The sequence below is a fragment of the Bacillus cereus group sp. BfR-BA-01350 genome, from assembly GCF_022663775.1.
Classification (GTDB): domain Bacteria; phylum Bacillota; class Bacilli; order Bacillales; family Bacillaceae_G; genus Bacillus_A; species Bacillus_A paranthracis.
Genome location: NZ_JAKUGD010000003.1, coordinates 1 through 17,042, shown reverse-complemented (window position 1 = coordinate 17,042; position 17,042 = coordinate 1). Strand labels below are relative to the sequence as shown.

The following is a 17,042-nucleotide window of genomic DNA, read 5'->3' as shown; positions in this document are numbered from 1 at the left end:
CTTCATAGGAAGTTCAATCCTTGTAAAAGAAGGGAAAAGTTTGTCAAATAAAGAAGATATAAAGAGAATAGGAGGAGAAATGATGTTTACAAGTCGAGTCATAGATTTATTACAAATTAAGTATCCCATTATTCAAGCAGGTATGGCGGGTACGATTACGACGCCAAAACTTGTTGCAGCTGTAAGTAATAGCGGAGGATTAGGTACTCTTGGAGCAGGCTATATGAGCCCAGAACAAATTCGTGAAGCAATTTATACAATAAGGGAGCTAACAGATAAGCCCTTCGGTGTTAATTTACTTTTAACAAAAGAGATACAGATAGAAGAAGAGAAGATAAACTTGGCAAAGAGATTACTTAGCGGAGTGAATAGAGAATTCGGTATAGAGGAAGAAGAGCAGGTAAAGCTTCCAAAAAGTTATAAAGAACAATTACAAGTGTTAGTAGAAGAAAAAGTACCAGTCGTTAGCTTTGCGTTTCAAACGTTAGAAAAAGAAGAGATAAATGATTTGAAAAGAAGTGGAATAAAAGTCATCGGCACAGCTACTCATGTGGCAGAGGCGAAAGTGCTTGCTGAATTAGGAGTAGACATTATTGTCGGTCAAGGTAGCGAGGCAGGAGGGCATAGAGGAACGTTTATCGGGAAAGAACAGGACGCTATGATTGGTACGTTCGCATTAATTCCGCAGCTAGTAGCAGCAGTTCCGCATATCCCGATTGTTGCAGCAGGTGGTGTAATGAACGGACAAGGGCTTGTTGCTGCATTTACACTGGGGGCAGAAGCTGTTCAAATGGGATCAGCCTTTTTAACGAGTGAAGAAAGTATTACGCATGATGTGTATAAAGAAGCAGTTTTACATAGTACAGATACGAGCACAACTGTAACTCGGGCGTTTTCCGGGAAATATGCACGCGGTATTCGTAATGAATTTATAGAGAAGCATGAAGGGAAAGAAGAAGGGCTTCCGATGTATCCGGTGCAAAATGTATTAACTTCTAAAATACGCCAAGAAGCAGCAAAACAAAATAATGGAGAATATATGTCGCTTTGGGCGGGACAAGCGTCGTCATTAGCACGAATAGAATCAGCTCAGCATGTAGTGGAGAGAGTGATGAAAGAAGCAGATAACGCAATTGAACAATTGCAAAATGTATATAGAAAAAGACCACTTGAATAATTCAAGCGGTCTTTTCATTAGTTTGCTTTATAAAATTGTTGGATGGCCTCATCGATATAAACCCAGCCTTTCCAACCTAAGTGCATATGATCTTTTAAGAAGTATTTATCATACTCATGATTTGAGAAGTCGGCAATTGGATAGCCAGCTTTCTCAATTTGCTCATGAACTTTCTTATAGTACAATTCGCGTCGTTCTTTCGGGAAGCCAGCGTAATCGTACCAAGGCCCTTTTACAGGAACAGAAATGAAGAGTGGTTTTGCACCAGATTGTTTTAATAGATCAAGTACAATTTGTAAATCTTCATATTCTGGCGATTGATCATAAGCATCATTTTTTAAGTAGCCTTCACGTTGCTTTAATTTCTTTTTAATTTTGCTATTAAAGTAACCATCTTCGATACCATATTCGTTAGATCCAGATTCTGCTGCACCTGTTTGATCTGCATGTTTACGAGCTTCATCCCAGTTCATTTGTTTTAATGAAGGATCAAGTTTTTCTTTGTGCGGTTTAATATTAAACATTGCTGTAAATAAATCTTTACGATCTAAAATGTTACGGTAAATATAAGCGAAAGGTTTAGCAGCAAGTGCTTTTATTTTATGCTTTGTATCATCATAAACGATACCTTCAAGAGAAATTTTAAGCAAAGTTTCTTTCTTAACGATTTCAAAGTTTAATAAACGTTTTGCAATTTGCTTTTTCATTTCAGGTTTTACATCATCGTTGAAAATGAAGTGGTAACCTTGTTGTTTTGAAAAGTTAGGTGCAAAGTGCGTTTCATCAATACCTTGTGGTACAAACCATTGCGGAGAAAGAACGAATACCATTTTCTTATCTTTCAATTGATCCATTGTAGATGCAAAGTTTAATACATGTACAAGGTCTTGTGTTCCGCCACGTCCAAGTAGGAATGGTGTGAATCCTTCAGGCTTTACTTTGAAATAATTTGATGGATGGTAAGCATCCATACGTGCGAATTCCGATGAACCATACATCGGAAGGTATTTCGAGTCTGCTAACATCTTTTGCTGTAAAATCATACTTTGAATCTTTTCTTCTTTTAAAGAAGTTGCAGCTTGTTCTACTTTTTCGTCACTTAAAAGCGGGAGTAGAAAGCGCGTCGGAATAAGTAGGAATACAGCAAAAAGGGCCAATGCTAAAAGCATCGGACCAAATTTTGCTTTGTTCATCGGATTTCTTCCAACTTCTTAATAACCATGTTTGGAGTAGCCCACTCATCACGGTCAAAATCAGAAATAGAAACTTCAATATCTAAACGCTCTTGGAATTCAACTAATAAAGATACTACAGCGAAAGAATCAAGAATACCTTCTTCAAATAATTGAACATCTAAGTTTTCTTTCACAATATCGTTTTCACATACTTCTTCTAAAATATCTAATACTTGCTCTTTAAATTCTGCCATTTTTAAAATCTCCTTTATATCCGAAATATATTATATGTGCAACTTCTTAATGGTATAAGAAGGGTGCATTAAAAGTATCTGTTAAGGTGTCCAGAGAAAATTAGGAAACCGAAACATACAACGTGGAACGTAATTATAATCGCAAGGACGTGTGTAAATTTATTGTTTGGCCAAAACTTATGCTTCTTGTTTTTTCGTTCGAAAATATCGAATAAAATAAACAGTGCGGCATGATAAAGACCATAAATAATGTATTGATACACATGCTCACCAGTAATATGCCAAATTCCCATGATGAAAAAGTTTAAAAATGCACCGATATACGAAATTGTGTAACGGTTTTTAATTAACTTTTTCTTCGTTGCAAAAAAGACGAAACGCATGTAAATAAAATCACGGAACCAGAATGATAAACTCATGTGCCAACGGTTCCAGAAGTCTTTAATGTTACGACTAATGAACGGTTTATTAAAGTTTTCAGGCGTTTTAATACCCATCATATAACTTACACCAATTACAAATGAGCTATAACCAGCAAAGTCGAAGAATAAATATAAGCTATAGCTATACATGTAAATCATATTCGATAAGACTGTATCTTGCTGAGCAAATGCTGGATCCATAAAATATTGCTTTATTAAGTAAGCGATAATAAATTTATACAAGAAACCTTGGAAAATGCGGTTTAACCCTGTATATAGTAAATTTTGATATTCTTCAGCGCTAGGAGGCTTTTGAATATCTTTTTGGAATCTACGATAACGATCGATAGGTCCTGTTGAAATTGCTGGGAAGAATAAAACGAATTCCCAAAAATTAAAGAAGGAAAGTTCCTTAATTAATCCATCGCGAACTTCAAATACCATTTGCACTGCTCTAAATGTTACATAAGACATTCCTAAAAATACAATAAACTTTAGTTCGGGTGCAAACGGTGCGATTTTTGCCAAAATAAGTGGCAAAATTGATAAAATAACAGCTATACAGAATGTGAATGTGCTATTATTTTGTTTTCTTAAAAGTAAATAGCCTTTAATTAGGGCATATTGCCAAATAATAAATACGGCTAACATAATCGCTTGCTTCGGTTTATCCGAGAAGATAATAGCAAGCATAACTAATGTTAGAACTGCATTATATTTGCGCAACATTTTACCTTTTAATCCAGCTATGATAGTAGGTATTAATAAAATGCCCACTATAGCGAAAAAATAAAATGATCCATATGCGGTCATGCTGTAACCTCACTCAATAATTTTTTGCGATCTACCTTTCCATTTGGTGTCATTGGAATAGAAGATTGATACATGAATTTACGTGGAATCATGTAGTTTGGTAATCGCTCATTGAGTTCTTTTTTGATTGCAGATGTTAATTTGAATTCTTTTTCAAATGAATGTTCTCCAGGAACAACAACCGCTAATAAATAATCGTATTTCTCACCTTTTTTAATTGGAACGATAACTGCTCCTTCTACGTAAGAACACGCACGAAGGTGATGCTCAATTTCTTCTAATTCCATTCGATAACCATGCAGCTTAATTTGGAAATCAAGACGACCATTATAGAATAGAAGACCATTTTCAACATAGCCAGCATCGCCTGTTTTATAGGCGCGCTCACCGTCAATCATAGTAAATGCTTTTTCTGTTAATTCAGGGCTTCCTAAATATCCAACGCTTACGCTTGGACCAACAATTACGATTTCACCTTTTTCACCATCAGGCGCAATCGTACCATCTTCTTTCATAATAAGAAGGCGGCAGTCTGATTTACAGTAGCCAACTGGAAGTGATTTGTATTGATCAAGCACTTCTTCTGTAACGTGAATACCTGTTACAGCGACAGTAGCTTCAGTTGGACCGTACGTATTCATAATTGTTGCTTTTGGGAAACGCTCAATTAATTTTCTAGCTACTTCATTTGGTAACACTTCACCGCAGAATAAGAATGTTTTCATGTTTGGTAGCATACTCTCAGAGAAAGATGCTTCCATTAAACACATCTCTGCGAAAGATGGTGTGGAAGTCCATACTTGTATATCCGATTGCTCTAAAGAAGCAAACAAGTCTTTTGGACGTGCAATCATATCTTTATCAATTGCCCAAAGTGTACCACCTGTTACTAATGATGGGTAAATATCCATGACAGATAAATCAAATGAGAAAGGTGCTTGGTTTAAGAATACTTGCCCCGTTTGTAAGTTGAAATCTTCTACAGCCCATTTTGTAAAACTTACAAGGCAGTTATAAGTAATCTGAACCCCTTTCGGATTACCTGTGCTTCCTGATGTGTAAATAATGTAGAAGTTTTCATCACCTTTTACCGCATGTTCAGGATTTGGAGTTTTCCCTTTATGAGTAAAGAAAATATCTTTTAAGTTGTCCTCACTTACAATGCGAACTGGTAAATCAGTTACAGTTACTTCAGTTCCTGATAAAAGTAGTTTCGCACCAGAATTTTCAGCGATACGTTGTACACGATCAGCTGGGATAGATAAATCTACAGGAATATAAGCATGTCCAGCTTTTACACATCCTAAAAAGTTAATAATCATTTCAGGTTGCATATGGCCATACACCATAATTGGTGAACGATCATCTGGATACTCAGAAGAAATCCAATGTGCTAACGCATCAGAATCTTCCTTTAATTGTTTGTACGTAATTTTCGCATCTCGCCAAACAAAAGCAGTTTGATCAGGCGTTTCAATAGCCCACTTTTCAATTTGTTCTAATAACTTCATAACGTTCCCACCCTAGAATTCATTGTAAATAAATGTACTTGTGTTTGTATCATGGAATCCATACAACCAAAGTAATGCAAATAAAATTGCAAGGTAATAAACCGTCTTTGCAACCCATTGTGTGAGTGGTCGAGACCATATCTCTTTTAATCTTTCCATGTCTTTCCCTCTCTTAATGAAATAATAGCTCTTTGTAGGTATCATGTCCTACATTATTGTGAAAAAAACAAAATTCCACATTTTAGGTAAAAATAAGTCAAAAGGCTCTTTTCTGATATTAGCACTAAATACTAAAAAAGAAAATCCCTAACTTAGCAATTATATTACATTCAGCATCAATTTGTAATGGATTTGATATGTAAATAGGAAGTGGATTGTGTGAATACATAAAAGTGGACTAGAAGAATACGTAAAATATAGTATTTGTGCTTATGAGTCATTCGAGACAAAGTAAACTTTTACATTTCTAGCCCTTTTAAAAAGGAGGAAATTATCATGGATAGAGTGTGGAAGAATCTAATTTCGGAAGAAAATATCGTGAAATGGAGAAGGTATTTCCATAAGTATCCAGAATTATCGTTTCATGAAAAAGAAACTTCGCAATTTATATATGATACAGTATGCTCATTTTCTTCTTTTGAAGTAACGAGACCGACGAAGTATAGTGTACTAGCAATTAAAAGAGGAACGGAACAAGGGAAAGTGATTGCGATTCGAGCTGATATAGATGCGTTGCCAATTCAAGAGGAGACAAGTAAATCTTATACGTCTGTGAATAAAGGTGTAATGCATGCATGTGGGCATGATGCTCACGCGGCTATTTTGTTGGGTACAGCAGAAGTGCTAGCAAATATAAAGGAAAATTTTGCAGGTGAGATTCGTCTATTCTTTCAGCATGCAGAAGAGGTGTATCCTGGCGGGGGACAAGAAATGGTTGAAGCAGGCGTAATGGATGGTGTTGATTATGTAATAGGTTTACATGTTATGTCAGGACTTGAGAGCGGGAAGATAGGCATTGCGTATGGGCCGATGATGGCTGCACCAGACGTATTTACAGTTGAAATTCAAGGGAAAGGAGGGCACGCGGCGAGGCCAGAAGAAACGATAGATCCTATTGCTATCGGAGCACAGATTATTACAAATTTACAACATATCGTATCAAGAAATACAAGTGCTTTTATGCAAAGAGTCATTTCGGTTACGCAGTTTCATGGGGGAATGGCTGATAATATTATTCCTAGTGCAGCAACTTTAATGGGAACTGTTCGTTCATTTAATCAAGCATTAAGGATAGAAGCAGAAGAGAAAATTGAGAAAATCGTGAAAGGAATTACCGAAGCACATGGAGGGTCGTATACATATTCGTATCGATATGGATATGATCCGGTTATTAATGATGAATATATTACGAAAGTAGTAGAAGAAAGTGCACTACATTTGTTTGGAAATGAGCGTGTTGTGAAGCTTGAACCTTCTATGGGAGGAGAAGATTTTTCGGCATATTTAAGAAAAGCACCTGGTTGTTTTATTAAATTAGGGACTGGTAATAAAAAGATAGATACTTGCTACCCGCATCATCATCCAAAATTTGATGTAGATGAATCAGCTCTCATTTATGGAGTGGAATTATTTTTAGAAACAACAATGAGATTATTGAAATCATAGAAAAGTATAAAGTGCAACTTTAATCAGTGGGGGTTTTACTGCCCATTAAAGTGGGATAAAAAAAGGCAACTGCGCTTTATCGCAGTTGCTTTTATTTCTTTCCGTCAGAGAGGGCTGAGAAAGAACTATGCTCATTTATAGTATATGAATAGCTAACGGACAAGCTTGTACATTTTAATCATTTTTTTAAAAATAGTTGTTGACATTGATAATCAATTTCAATTAATCTAAATATAGTTGAAATTGATAATTATTATCAATAGGATGGATGCGACATGTTAATGAGAAAAAATTTTCACCTTCTGCGGAGGGGATTAAAAGATAAAAATAAAGATGTTGATCAGCATATGGAATGGCAACGAAATGTAATTCGGTCTGAATATGTAGATGAGAAGAAGAGCATTCAAACAGAAAAAGAGATACAAAGTAAAGGGAGAGGTTCAGTTGAGTAAGTTAGTAATGATTTTTGCAAGTATGAGTGGAAATACAGAGGAAATGGCTGATCATATTGCCGGCGTGATTCGTGAAACTGAAAATGAAATTGAAGTGATTGATATTATGGATTCACCTGAAGCTTCTATATTAGAACAGTATGATGGAATTATTTTAGGGGCATACACTTGGGGAGATGGTGACCTTCCTGATGATTTCTTAGATTTTTATGACGCAATGGATTCCATTGATTTAACTGGGAAAAAAGCGGCAGTATTCGGATCATGTGATTCGGCTTATCCAAAATACGGAGTGGCAGTTGACATTTTAATAGAAAAGCTACAAGAACGCGGGGCAGCAGTTGTGTTAGAAGGGTTAAAAGTAGAATTAACGCCAGAAGATGAAGATGTAGAAAAATGTTTACAGTTTGGAGCTGAATTTGTAAAACACCTTTCTTAATGGCAGAAGGGAGATGAAGAGCAAGTGCATGAGAAAATCGCAATCAAAACGATGACAGATTATCATTTGTATGATTTTATGCGTTGTCCGCATAAATTTTATTTTCGTCATATAAAAAGAAGAGAACCTTCTTCGTTTGAATGGCAACAAATCGCACAAATGATTGTGAATCGAATTATTAACGAATATTACACGCTACCTGCAGGCCAACAAACGAAAATTGTACTTTTAATATTAATAGAAAAGTATTGGAAAAAAGTAAGGGTTAATATGTTTGCTTCGAAGACGGAGTATTATATTGTGTTAGCGAAGCTAACGGATCACTTATTACAGTTTGTTGAAAGAGATGATAGCCAAACACCGCCGTTATTTTTATATGAAAAATTTCAAACATATATGGAAGAGTTAGGTGTCCACATGTCATTGACATTAGAAGTTGGTGAGTGGAGTACTGAGTCGTTTGTAATTAAAAAGTATGTTGTCGATGCGGATGAGGAAATGCTTGCTCTTTGTCAAAAGCTAATGACAGTATTCAGTTATAAAGCTTTCGGCATTCTTCCAGGGAAAATTGAAGTTATTAATTTAATAGAAGGAACTAAGTATGACTACACTCCGAAACAGGAAGATATTATAACTGGAATGGCCCATTTATCTAGAATGAAAGAAATGTTACAGCAACCTGAGCATTATACAGAGCGTCATTTTCGTTCTGAGTGTATAAGTTGTGCATTTCGTAGTGAATGCCAAGGGGAAGAAGTAAAGAAAGAAGCGAAACAGAAGAAAAATATCGTACATTAAAGGATGCAATGTTGCATTCTTTTTTGTTATTGACATGAAAAGCTTTTCATCATTTACCGTATATTTGTAGCAGATTTTAATAAAGGGAGGAATAATCAATGAAAGATGAAGCGCAAGTATTTCAATGGTTAAAAGAACAAAATGCCCCTTTTGGAATTCAACTGCAAATTTTACAGGCATTTCAACTGTATAAAGTCATTGTTGAAATGGATAAAAAGTTAATGTTATATGAGGAGAGAGAATATAGGGAGAGAATGTAATCTCATCCCTGTAGTATTGCTTTCAGTTGTTCTATACCAGCTAAAAACTCAAGTTCATTCTTTGTTTCAAAGTTATAAATTATATTATGTAGTAAAGGACTGTATTGATAAAAACTTGTGATACGGTGAATGAGTAATGGATCATGGCGTGAAGTAAGTGTACAGTATTGTTCATATACTGATGTAGTAAATTCATGTCCGAAATCATCATATAGCCCAGCAAAGTCAAAGGCAGGATCTCCAATTTGAGCATCACCAAAATCAATGATTCCTGAAATGGTTTTATTTTGGTTATCAAATAAAATGTGATGATGTGTAAAGTCAGCGTGAATGATTGTATTTGGAAATACCGATGTAGCTATACAGGCAAAAAAATTATCGAATAAACGGTTTAAGGTTGATTTCTGGAACGAAGTTAGACTGTTAGTAACATACTCATTTAATTTAGTTTGTAGCTCTTTCCAGTAGGTAAGTGTTTTTTCGGTAGGGAACCCTAACGCTGTAACACTTTTTAGAGGAATGCTATGTAGAGCCGCAAGGAAAGTAGCTAATTGTGTAATAAGTGCTTTTCGTTCTTGTTTTTCTAGTGTAGTAACTATTTCTGTTTTTAAAGGTTCACCATGAATGAGAGTATAGTAACTACAAAGCGGAATAGTATCAGTCTCCTTTTTATAGAATAGGTGATACTTTGGAACTTTAATTTCATGTAGTGAACAAGAGAGAAGTGTGCACAGTTTTTTTTCTAATGGAATTCGCATTGCATATTCCTGTTTTCGCGGGAAACGAAACAGTAGCTCATTATTTACTATAATCGCTACATTATCCCATCCTTCTTCATTTTGTTTATAGGAATGTATAGAAAGATTAGGTAGAGCTTCTTTTATATATTGTTTGTAAGAGTCCATACTTGTACCTCGTTTCTAATTTAAGTTATTCTACTTTATGATATCAGAATTTTCTTTCTATATGTTAAAATATACCTATCATTATGGAGAAGGGTGAGAGTATTACGAAGAAAAGAATAGTAATCATTTCTCTATGTATCGTTTTTGGACTGTTTTGGTCATATAAAGAAGAAGTTTTTGCTAGCTATAAACCGATTGATCAGTACGGATTAAATAAGGAATTAAAAAACAAAGGTATAGAAGTTTTAACTCATAATGAAATGAAAAAGGTAGGAGAACATTTTGTGACAGAGCAACTATCAGTGTTTGGATTTCATAATAAAGAAGATGTAAAACGAAAAGGTGAAGAAATATTTTTAAATAGTGGGTATGAACAATTAATGAAAAACTATTATCCAAATCGTTTTCAGGATTTAGAGTATAAATTTATAAACGGAGAGATACGTGAAGTAACGGATGAAAGTTTTCTCTATAAAACTGTAGCGTACGTGGCGGGTACTGAAAATGGTAAGAGAAGCGAAATGAAATTGAATTATGAAATGAAAATTGTAAAGGTTAATCATGCATTAAAGGTGTTAGAACAAAAACAGTACGTACAATAAAGTGAAACATAAATCAGTGCTATAAATAGTGGAATAAAAAATCCCCCAGTTCTTTGAGGGATTCTAAAGATTTTCATTTTGTTGACCAAGTTCTTTTTGAGCAATATATAAATTTCCTTGCTCAACTTGTTTCTGAGTAAGAACCGAATCACCTGCATACCCTTTTTCTGTTTTTACAGTTCTTTTTGAACGATTGGAATCTTGTTTCTTCATATAATAAATCACCTTCCATCAAAAATAAACGAAAATGATAAGCACAAGCAATACAGCGGCAAAAATGGTAATCCCCATTAAAAACGAAGTGTTTTTATATTTAGGTTGTTTATGTACATCTTGCCGATATCCAGGTGAAATTTCAGGGGCGAATTCTTCGTCGAATGATTGCTTTTTTTCTTTTTCGTCCATATGTATCCACCTTTCTTTTTCATTATGTTATACGTTTAAAGAAAAAATATGCATAAAGAAAACCGCCCTCTATCGTGAGCGGCGGTTTTCTATTGTATATTTTCTTTGAACTTGAAAGAGACGGATAAGAAGGAAGGTGGCGCCAAATGCTAAACCGATAATAAGACCAATCCAATATCCTTTTGCTGCCCAATCAGTATAGGTTGCTAATATGTAACCGAGAGGGAGACCAATTACCCAATAGGCGATTAATGTCATAATTAAGGCGACATTTACATCTTTATAACCACGTAGTGCCCCTTGTACAGGAGTTGCAATTGCATCTGAAATTTGAAATAAAATCGCAAATATAAGAAATTCTTTTGCTAAATGATGAACTTGTATATCTGTCGTATAAATAGAAGCAATTTCATCATCAAAAAAGTAAAGAAGAATGGAATATAATAGGGCGAATGCAAGTGCTAAGCCAATCCCGATAAATCCATATTGTTTTGCGTTATTATATCGTTTCGCTCCAACTTCAAATCCAACAGAGATGGTCATGGCCATTGCTAAACTTAAAGGAGTCATATATAGCAAGGAAGCGAAGTTCATAGCTGCTTGATGAGCTGCGATTGTTGTCGTACTAAAATTACTCATCATAAGTGTTACCGCAGCGAAAATACTCGTTTCAAAAAAGATAGCAAATCCGATAGGGACGCCAAGTTTTAAGAATTCTTTCCAACTCGAAAGAGAAGGGTGATATAATTGTTTAAAGATATGGAAAGATGCAAAAGGCTCTTTCGTACGAATAATCATAACGGTAATAATTAAAATGCACCAATAGGTTGCTGCAGAAGCAATTGCTGCTCCGACACCACCGAGTTTTGGAAAACCGAAGTTACCGAAAATTAATACATAATTTAATACTACATTAATTGGTAATGATAGTAATGTAATGATCATCGTTGTACGAGTTTTTCCTAATGCATCAATAAATCCGCGTAAAACTGTGTAAGTAAATAAAGGGATAATTCCAATTGCGATAATACTTAAAAATTGTGCTGCAATACGTTCTACAGGTTCTTCTAATCGCATGCCATTTAAAATAGGTGTAACAGTAAAGAAACCGATAAGGATAACAACGAGGCTAGCGAAAATGGCTAAATATACTGCCTGTATGACAACGTGAGGAACATCCTCTTTTTTCTTAGATCCAACGAGTTGTGCAACAATTGGAGTCGTAGCCATCAAAATTCCTGTTAATCCCGTACTAACTGGAATCCATATACTTGTTCCGATAGCAACACCTGCTAAATCAATAGGGCTTGCATGTCCTGACATTGTCGTATCGAAAAAACTCATTGCAAATAATGACATTTGCGTAACGAAAATCGGGAAAAATAGTAATACAAATTGTTTTAATTTTTGTGATAATGAATTAGTTTCTTTCATAAAATCCCCTTTCCGCTAAAAAACAAACTCTAACTATCATACAATTTAATCAAAAAATAGAAAAGAAATACGCGTATACAATATGTACAATCAATAAAAAAAGGATGCACTTTAAAAGGGGATAAGGTATTATGATAAGGTGTGAAAAATTACATATTTGTTATTAAGGAGGCACTACTCGTGGCTGATTGGTTAATTGGAATAATCATGGGTGCTGTTGAAGGTTTAACAGAGTTTTTACCAGTTTCATCAACAGGACATATGATTTTAACAGGTCATTTACTTGGATTCGACGACGAGAGAGCGAAAGTTTTCGAAGTTGTTATCCAATTGGGATCGATTTTAGCAGTTGTAGTTATATTTTGGAAGCGTCTATGGTCTTTAGTAGGTATAGGAAAAGTAACAGATGGACCATCGTTAAATTTATTACATATTATTATCGGAATGATTCCTGCTGGCATATTAGGTGTATTATTCCATAGTGCAATTAAAAAGGTTTTATTTGGTCCAGGACCAGTTGTCATTAGTTTAGTAGCCGGTGGTATTTTAATGATTGTTGCTGAGAAGTTTTCGAAACCAAGTACAGCAAGAACATTAGATGAAATCACATATAAGCAAGCATTTACAATCGGAATGTTCCAATGTTTAGCGCTTTGGCCAGGATTTTCTCGTTCTGGTTCTACAATAAGTGGTGGTTTATTAGCTCGCGTGTCACATACAGCGGCAGCTGAATATACATTCATCTTAGCAGTACCAATGATGGTAGCAGCAAGTGGCTTAGATTTAATTAAAAGCTGGGATATATTAAGTGCGGCTGATATACCGTTATTTGCAACAGGATTTATTACAGCGTTCGTTGTTGCAATGCTTGCAATTGTTTCATTCTTAAAATTATTATCTCGCGTAAAACTAACACCGTTTGCTTACTACCGTTTCATTTTAGCTGCGGTATTCTATTTCTTCATTATGTAATAAAAAAACTGCCGAGTTCGGCAGTTTTTTTATTTTACTACTTTTTCCATCATACTTTCCATTACATGTTCCCAAAGAGAAGTATCATCAGCTAATGTAGCACGGAAATTAGCGTACATTTCTTTTTGTTTCTCTTCGAATGTTGGATCTTCTTTTTCAGGTAATGTAGCGCGCATCGAAGTTACTAACTCTTGTACTTTTGGAGCACGTGGTCCCCAAACGGCTTGTTCGTTTCCATCTTTATCAATGAAAATAAAGATTGGAATCGCACGTGCTGTTCCGTTTGTTAAATATTGATCCATTAATTCTAAGTTTTCATCGCGAATTAATAATGACATATCAATATTTGCAACTTCAGAAATTCGTTTCATAACAGGCACGCATAAAAGAGCATCGCCACACCAATCAGCTGTTAATACGATAACACGCCAGCCATCATTTTGACGTTCTTCTAATACAGGAAGTAATTCATTTGGAATTAAAAAGTTATTGTAAATGTGCAGTAGCTCGTATTGATTTACTTTCATTTCATTCACATATGTATCAAAGGACATACCTTTATCAGCCCATTGTTGTAAGTTCATAAGTAACACCTCTTTAGTATGATTTGTTTTCATTGTACCAATTTTTATATAGAAAAGCTTGTATTCTTACTCTTTCTTGTCACTTAATAATTTATTTAATAGGAAAAGGAATAGTACGACACATAATTCAGCTATGTTGGACAGTTGTACGCTCTCTATCCAATCGTCAGCGGTATGAATGACGAACCAATCTAGCGTAATTTCAATGATGGAGAGCAGGGCGATTGAGAGCCAATTGGGCATACTTGTCATCATTGGATGTAGGATTACTTTAAAGAAAATGAATATAAAATATGTAATACCATCTAATAAAAGAATAAGTAAAAAAAAGAGTAGTAGAGCTGTTCTTGATGAATATTCTATACCTGTAATTTGAAAGATTCCTATAAATACAAAGAATATAATGAGAATAAGAATAACAACACTAATAATAATAGTCTTATCTTTTAGATTAAGATTAGAAAATTTGTCTTCTTCGCTCACTACTCTAACTCCTTTTTTTGGAAATTCAACTTTATTGTATCATGAAATGTATATTAAAAAACTACGAATTATGGGAAAATAAGGTGACAAAAAGTAAGATTTCATGTAGAATTATTAATAAGGTTTTTATTTAACTAAATGAAATAAAAGGGGCTGTCAAAGTTGTCTCAAAATCGAGAGCAATTAATGGAAGAACTATCGACAAATGTTTTTGCTATGTTCCGCACGTTGCGTAATGATATTGGAAAAATATTTGGTGGTTACATACCGTGGAATGAGTTCATCGTCCTTAGAATATTGAATCGTACGAATAAAGAAATGGTATCACGTGTAGCGAATGAGTTAAATGTGTCGAATAGTCATATTACAGCTGTTACAGAAAAATTAATTAATAAAGGTTTTGTAACTCGTTCGCGTTCTACGTCAGATCGCCGAGTTGTATATTTGGAGATTACAGAGCAAGGAAAAAATTTAGTTACGAAAATGGAAGATGCGAAAAAACAATATTTACAAGAAAGATTTTCTACGCTTTCAGAAGAAGAAATGAATATAATGATATCTATTTCTAAAAAACTTATTTAAGTTATTACAAGTGAGAAAACGCTTACGTAGTGATGGAGAAGACTTTCCTTATATGAGGGAGGTCTTCTTTCGTATGTAAAAGATTATAAAAAAGAAAATATGTAACATACTACTAGTAAAGGAAAGGGGGCAAAAATATGACAAATCGAAATGGTAGTAAAGGGAGCGGAAATCAAGGCTCACCGAGATCAGGACAATTTCAGCAAGAGTTTAGTGCTGAATTTGAGACTGGTAATGATAACAAAGGAAAAGAATATCGTTCGAAAAAAGGAAGTAAATCAAAAAAGGAGTGAATCATTTCACTCCTTTTTTGATTTAAGATGCGGCAGATTGATCCGTATTATATTTTTCTTCTGATTTTGCGACAATCATTGCGCAAATTGCATCACCAGAAATATTTACAGCTGTTCTTGACATATCTAGAATGCGGTCAATACCGATAATTAAGGCAATACCTTCTACTGGTAGATTTACTTGATTTAAAACCATCGTCAGCATTACAAGCCCAACACCTGGTACACCAGCAGTACCGATACTTGCTAGTACAGCAGTTAATACGACTACAGCTAACTGGGAGATAGTAAGTTCAACGCCGTATACTTGAGCGATAAATACAGTTGCTACACCTTGCATAATGGCAGTACCGTCCATATTAATCGTTGCACCTAATGGTTGTACAAAAGAGCTGATTGCTTTTGGAACTCCAAGCTTCTCTTGTGCGGTTTTCATTGCAAATGGAAGAGATGCATTAGAGCTAGATGTACTAAATCCAATCGCCATTACTGGTCCGAAATGTTTAAAGAAACGGACAATGCTTTCTTTTGCCAATACTTTTAATAAGCCACCATATACGAAGACACCGTGAATGATAAGTACTAGCATAACGACAATCATATACTTGAACATCGCAGCGACGCCTGCAAGACCCATTTTACCGACGGATGAAGCAAGCAACCCAAATGTTCCGATTGGAGCTAATTTCATAACGAGATTAACGAGATACATCATTAATTCGTTGCCCTGTTCAAGTAATGAATGAATACCTTGGACACGTTTTCCTAAAATAGCTATACCAAGTCCAATTAATACGGCAAAGGCAATAATTTGTAACATGTTTCCATCAGCCATCGCTTTTGCTGGATTATCTGGTACGATATTTAGCAATGTATCGACGAAAGATGTTTCGGTTTTTGCACCTTCATATTTAAGCCCTTCGGTTTTAAAATTACCACCAGATCCTGGTTGTATAATCAGTGCAAATGTAACTGCAATAGAGATGGCAACGGCTGTAGTTACTAGAAAAAATGAAATTGATTTTAAACCAATTCTTCCAAGTTGCTTCGGGTCCCCAAGACCAGCAGCTCCAAGTACGATAGAAATGAATACAACAGGGACAACTAGCATTTTAATGAGGCGAATAAACAATTGACCAAGTGGATTGAACACATATTGATTTAATGGTTCAAAAATGGATGGTGCAGCTAAATTTAAAGTGAGTCCGACAACTAAACCGAGAAATAATGCAATTAAGATTGCTTTTGTTTGTTTCAATAAAATCCCCCCTTATTTTTTGTAAAATAGCTTTCTACATTAATTGTACCGAAAAAATACCTATTTTGACAATATTTTCTGAATATTTTGTATAAAAATATTTATCCCGCTTTAATGGGCAGTAAGACCCCCACCTCAAAATTCAGCGAAAGCAAAGAAGTTAGGTGGGGGTCGGGCTGCCCATTAAAGTCCGATTGGTTCAACTAATAATCAGTGGGGGATGAAGAACCCCCCACTGATTAAAGTTTCACTTTATTTTAATGTAGAGAGGATTACATTTTGTATTTGAAAAACAAAATAGGCCATCACATCGGATGACCTAGGGAAGGGGACAATTTATGTCAATTTAATTAGGGATGGAAGTTGTTCAAGACACTGGGGAATGTCTTATAAATTAGGGAGGAACAACTTCGATACATATACTATAAAAGGTGAGTGTGACCTTGATGTGAACATAGAGTGAAAGAGAGAGGGAGTTTTAAATAGAAGATAGAAAGACAAAAAATAAGACCATCACATATGATGGCCAAAGGAAGGGGACAATTTATGTCAATTTAA

General features: G+C 35.0%; 22 protein-coding genes. 10 read left to right on the top strand and 12 right to left on the bottom strand.

From position 1 onward, the window contains the following. Positions 1 to 82: 82 nt before the first annotated feature. Entirely contained in the window at positions 83 to 1,177 is a 1,095-nt protein-coding gene (locus MR147_RS07805) for an NAD(P)H-dependent flavin oxidoreductase (protein ID WP_074610760.1), read from the top strand. 17 nt (positions 1,178 to 1,194) lie between these two features. Here MR147_RS07805 and dltD read toward each other — a convergent pair whose 3' ends face one another. The 5 genes from dltD to MR147_RS07780 form a co-directional block, all read right to left on the bottom strand. After that, positions 1,195 to 2,370, bottom strand: a complete 1,176-nt coding sequence (gene dltD / locus MR147_RS07800; RefSeq protein WP_074610761.1) for a D-alanyl-lipoteichoic acid biosynthesis protein DltD — start codon at positions 2,368 to 2,370, stop codon at positions 1,195 to 1,197. Beyond that, the gene (gene dltC / locus MR147_RS07795; protein WP_000807310.1) at positions 2,367 to 2,606 is read right to left on the bottom strand and encodes a D-alanine--poly(phosphoribitol) ligase subunit DltC; all 240 of its coding nucleotides are present in this window, start codon (positions 2,604 to 2,606) and stop codon (positions 2,367 to 2,369) included. The genes dltD and dltC overlap by 4 nt, the downstream gene beginning before the upstream one ends. Before the next feature lie 68 nt (positions 2,607 to 2,674). Next, positions 2,675 to 3,841 carry a D-alanyl-lipoteichoic acid biosynthesis protein DltB gene (dltB, locus tag MR147_RS07790; protein ID WP_074610763.1) on the bottom strand — a complete coding sequence of 389 codons (1,167 nt, stop codon included), beginning with the start codon at positions 3,839 to 3,841 and terminating at the stop codon, positions 2,675 to 2,677. After that, positions 3,838 to 5,352 carry a D-alanine--poly(phosphoribitol) ligase subunit DltA gene (gene dltA, locus MR147_RS07785; RefSeq protein WP_000770523.1) on the bottom strand — a complete coding sequence of 505 codons (1,515 nt, stop codon included), beginning with the start codon at positions 5,350 to 5,352 and terminating at the stop codon, positions 3,838 to 3,840. The genes dltB and dltA overlap by 4 nt, the downstream gene beginning before the upstream one ends. Positions 5,353 to 5,364: 12 nt before the next feature. Then, entirely contained in the window at positions 5,365 to 5,511 is a 147-nt protein-coding gene (locus tag MR147_RS07780; protein ID WP_000440293.1) for a teichoic acid D-Ala incorporation-associated protein DltX, read from the bottom strand. Positions 5,512 to 5,847: 336 nt separating this feature from the next. Between MR147_RS07780 and MR147_RS07775 the strand changes: the two genes are divergently transcribed. The 5 genes from MR147_RS07775 to MR147_RS07755 all read left to right on the top strand — a co-directional run bounded on the left by MR147_RS07775 (position 5,848) and on the right by MR147_RS07755 (position 8,966). Continuing rightward, positions 5,848 to 7,017, top strand: coding sequence for an amidohydrolase (locus tag MR147_RS07775; protein WP_074610765.1), 1,170 nt, complete (start codon positions 5,848 to 5,850; stop codon positions 7,015 to 7,017). A 275-nt stretch (positions 7,018 to 7,292) separates the two neighbouring features. Further along, positions 7,293 to 7,469 (top strand): hypothetical protein, encoded by a 177-nt coding sequence (locus tag MR147_RS07770; RefSeq protein ID WP_000929023.1) that lies wholly within the window; start codon positions 7,293 to 7,295, stop codon positions 7,467 to 7,469. After that, complete coding sequence (locus MR147_RS07765) at positions 7,462 to 7,908, top strand: flavodoxin (RefSeq protein WP_000041153.1); 447 nt, start codon at positions 7,462 to 7,464, stop codon at positions 7,906 to 7,908. Before MR147_RS07770 ends, MR147_RS07765 begins: the two co-directional genes overlap by 8 nt. A gap of 24 nt (positions 7,909 to 7,932) precedes the next feature. Beyond that, positions 7,933 to 8,706 (top strand): hypothetical protein, encoded by a 774-nt coding sequence (locus tag MR147_RS07760; protein ID WP_074610766.1) that lies wholly within the window; start codon positions 7,933 to 7,935, stop codon positions 8,704 to 8,706. A gap of 98 nt (positions 8,707 to 8,804) precedes the next feature. Next, positions 8,805 to 8,966, top strand: a complete 162-nt coding sequence (locus tag MR147_RS07755) for a hypothetical protein (RefSeq protein WP_074610771.1) — start codon at positions 8,805 to 8,807, stop codon at positions 8,964 to 8,966. Between the two features lie 2 nt (positions 8,967 to 8,968). Here MR147_RS07755 and MR147_RS07750 read toward each other — a convergent pair whose 3' ends face one another. After that, a complete protein-coding gene (locus MR147_RS07750; RefSeq protein WP_074610772.1) occupies positions 8,969 to 9,871 on the bottom strand; it encodes an aminoglycoside phosphotransferase family protein in 903 nt (300 codons plus the stop codon). Between the two features lie 83 nt (positions 9,872 to 9,954). Here MR147_RS07750 and MR147_RS07745 point away from each other — a divergent pair, with 83 nt between their 5' ends. After that, positions 9,955 to 10,473 carry a biotin transporter BioY gene (locus tag MR147_RS07745; RefSeq protein ID WP_074610774.1) on the top strand — a complete coding sequence of 173 codons (519 nt, stop codon included), beginning with the start codon at positions 9,955 to 9,957 and terminating at the stop codon, positions 10,471 to 10,473. A 63-nt stretch (positions 10,474 to 10,536) separates the two neighbouring features. On the opposite strand, the gene MR147_RS07740 is transcribed toward MR147_RS07745, so the two are convergent. The 3 genes from MR147_RS07740 to MR147_RS07730 all read right to left on the bottom strand — a co-directional run bounded on the left by MR147_RS07740 (position 10,537) and on the right by MR147_RS07730 (position 12,312). Continuing rightward, on the bottom strand, positions 10,537 to 10,686 hold the full coding sequence (locus MR147_RS07740; RefSeq protein ID WP_000743739.1) for a hypothetical protein: 150 nt from the start codon (positions 10,684 to 10,686) through the stop codon (positions 10,537 to 10,539). An 18-nt stretch (positions 10,687 to 10,704) separates the two neighbouring features. Then, positions 10,705 to 10,878 carry a hypothetical protein gene (locus MR147_RS07735; RefSeq protein ID WP_000343560.1) on the bottom strand — a complete coding sequence of 58 codons (174 nt, stop codon included), beginning with the start codon at positions 10,876 to 10,878 and terminating at the stop codon, positions 10,705 to 10,707. A gap of 69 nt (positions 10,879 to 10,947) precedes the next feature. Then, positions 10,948 to 12,312, bottom strand: coding sequence for an MATE family efflux transporter (locus tag MR147_RS07730; RefSeq protein WP_074610776.1), 1,365 nt, complete (start codon positions 12,310 to 12,312; stop codon positions 10,948 to 10,950). 180 nt (positions 12,313 to 12,492) lie between these two features. Between MR147_RS07730 and uppP the strand changes: the two genes are divergently transcribed. Continuing rightward, complete coding sequence (gene uppP, locus MR147_RS07725; protein ID WP_000796243.1) at positions 12,493 to 13,284, top strand: bacitracin resistance undecaprenyl-diphosphatase; 792 nt, start codon at positions 12,493 to 12,495, stop codon at positions 13,282 to 13,284. 29 nt (positions 13,285 to 13,313) lie between these two features. On the opposite strand, the gene MR147_RS07720 is transcribed toward uppP, so the two are convergent. Continuing rightward, complete coding sequence (locus tag MR147_RS07720; protein ID WP_125902873.1) at positions 13,314 to 13,901, bottom strand: thioredoxin family protein; 588 nt, start codon at positions 13,899 to 13,901, stop codon at positions 13,314 to 13,316. 33 nt (positions 13,902 to 13,934) lie between these two features. After that, complete coding sequence (locus MR147_RS07715; protein WP_074610778.1) at positions 13,935 to 14,351, bottom strand: YrvL family regulatory protein; 417 nt, start codon at positions 14,349 to 14,351, stop codon at positions 13,935 to 13,937. 162 nt (positions 14,352 to 14,513) lie between these two features. Between MR147_RS07715 and MR147_RS07710 the strand changes: the two genes are divergently transcribed. Beyond that, positions 14,514 to 14,933 (top strand): MarR family winged helix-turn-helix transcriptional regulator, encoded by a 420-nt coding sequence (locus MR147_RS07710; protein ID WP_139302918.1) that lies wholly within the window; start codon positions 14,514 to 14,516, stop codon positions 14,931 to 14,933. A gap of 137 nt (positions 14,934 to 15,070) precedes the next feature. Beyond that, a complete protein-coding gene (locus tag MR147_RS07705; RefSeq protein WP_000184934.1) occupies positions 15,071 to 15,226 on the top strand; it encodes a hypothetical protein in 156 nt (51 codons plus the stop codon). Positions 15,227 to 15,248: 22 nt separating this feature from the next. On the opposite strand, the gene MR147_RS07700 is transcribed toward MR147_RS07705, so the two are convergent. Further along, a complete protein-coding gene (locus MR147_RS07700) occupies positions 15,249 to 16,484 on the bottom strand; it encodes a dicarboxylate/amino acid:cation symporter (protein WP_000814817.1) in 1,236 nt (411 codons plus the stop codon). Positions 16,485 to 17,042 lie beyond the last annotated feature (558 nt).

What these genes read in the sequence shown, in the direction of transcription:
- MR147_RS07740 (WP_000743739.1), bottom strand. Translation starts at nt 10,686, where the DNA reads ATGAAGAAACAAGATTCCAATCGTTCAAAAAGAACTGTAAAAACAGAA.
- MR147_RS07745 (WP_074610774.1), top strand. Translation starts at nt 9,955, where the DNA reads ATGGAGAAGGGTGAGAGTATTACGAAGAAAAGAATAGTAATCATTTCT.
- dltA (WP_000770523.1), bottom strand. Translation starts at nt 5,352, where the DNA reads ATGAAGTTATTAGAACAAATTGAAAAGTGGGCTATTGAAACGCCTGAT.
- MR147_RS07775 (WP_074610765.1), top strand. Translation starts at nt 5,848, where the DNA reads ATGGATAGAGTGTGGAAGAATCTAATTTCGGAAGAAAATATCGTGAAA.
- MR147_RS07735 (WP_000343560.1), bottom strand. Translation starts at nt 10,878, where the DNA reads ATGGACGAAAAAGAAAAAAAGCAATCATTCGACGAAGAATTCGCCCCT.
- MR147_RS07755 (WP_074610771.1), top strand. Translation starts at nt 8,805, where the DNA reads ATGAAAGATGAAGCGCAAGTATTTCAATGGTTAAAAGAACAAAATGCC.
- MR147_RS07780 (WP_000440293.1), bottom strand. Translation starts at nt 5,511, where the DNA reads ATGGAAAGATTAAAAGAGATATGGTCTCGACCACTCACACAATGGGTT.
- MR147_RS07705 (WP_000184934.1), top strand. Translation starts at nt 15,071, where the DNA reads ATGACAAATCGAAATGGTAGTAAAGGGAGCGGAAATCAAGGCTCACCG.
- MR147_RS07770 (WP_000929023.1), top strand. Translation starts at nt 7,293, where the DNA reads ATGTTAATGAGAAAAAATTTTCACCTTCTGCGGAGGGGATTAAAAGAT.
- MR147_RS07720 (WP_125902873.1), bottom strand. Translation starts at nt 13,901, where the DNA reads ATGAAAACAAATCATACTAAAGAGGTGTTACTTATGAACTTACAACAA.
- MR147_RS07730 (WP_074610776.1), bottom strand. Translation starts at nt 12,312, where the DNA reads ATGAAAGAAACTAATTCATTATCACAAAAATTAAAACAATTTGTATTA.
- dltC (WP_000807310.1), bottom strand. Translation starts at nt 2,606, where the DNA reads ATGGCAGAATTTAAAGAGCAAGTATTAGATATTTTAGAAGAAGTATGT.
- dltB (WP_074610763.1), bottom strand. Translation starts at nt 3,841, where the DNA reads ATGACCGCATATGGATCATTTTATTTTTTCGCTATAGTGGGCATTTTA.
- dltD (WP_074610761.1), bottom strand. Translation starts at nt 2,370, where the DNA reads ATGAACAAAGCAAAATTTGGTCCGATGCTTTTAGCATTGGCCCTTTTT.
- MR147_RS07805 (WP_074610760.1), top strand. Translation starts at nt 83, where the DNA reads ATGTTTACAAGTCGAGTCATAGATTTATTACAAATTAAGTATCCCATT.
- MR147_RS07750 (WP_074610772.1), bottom strand. Translation starts at nt 9,871, where the DNA reads ATGGACTCTTACAAACAATATATAAAAGAAGCTCTACCTAATCTTTCT.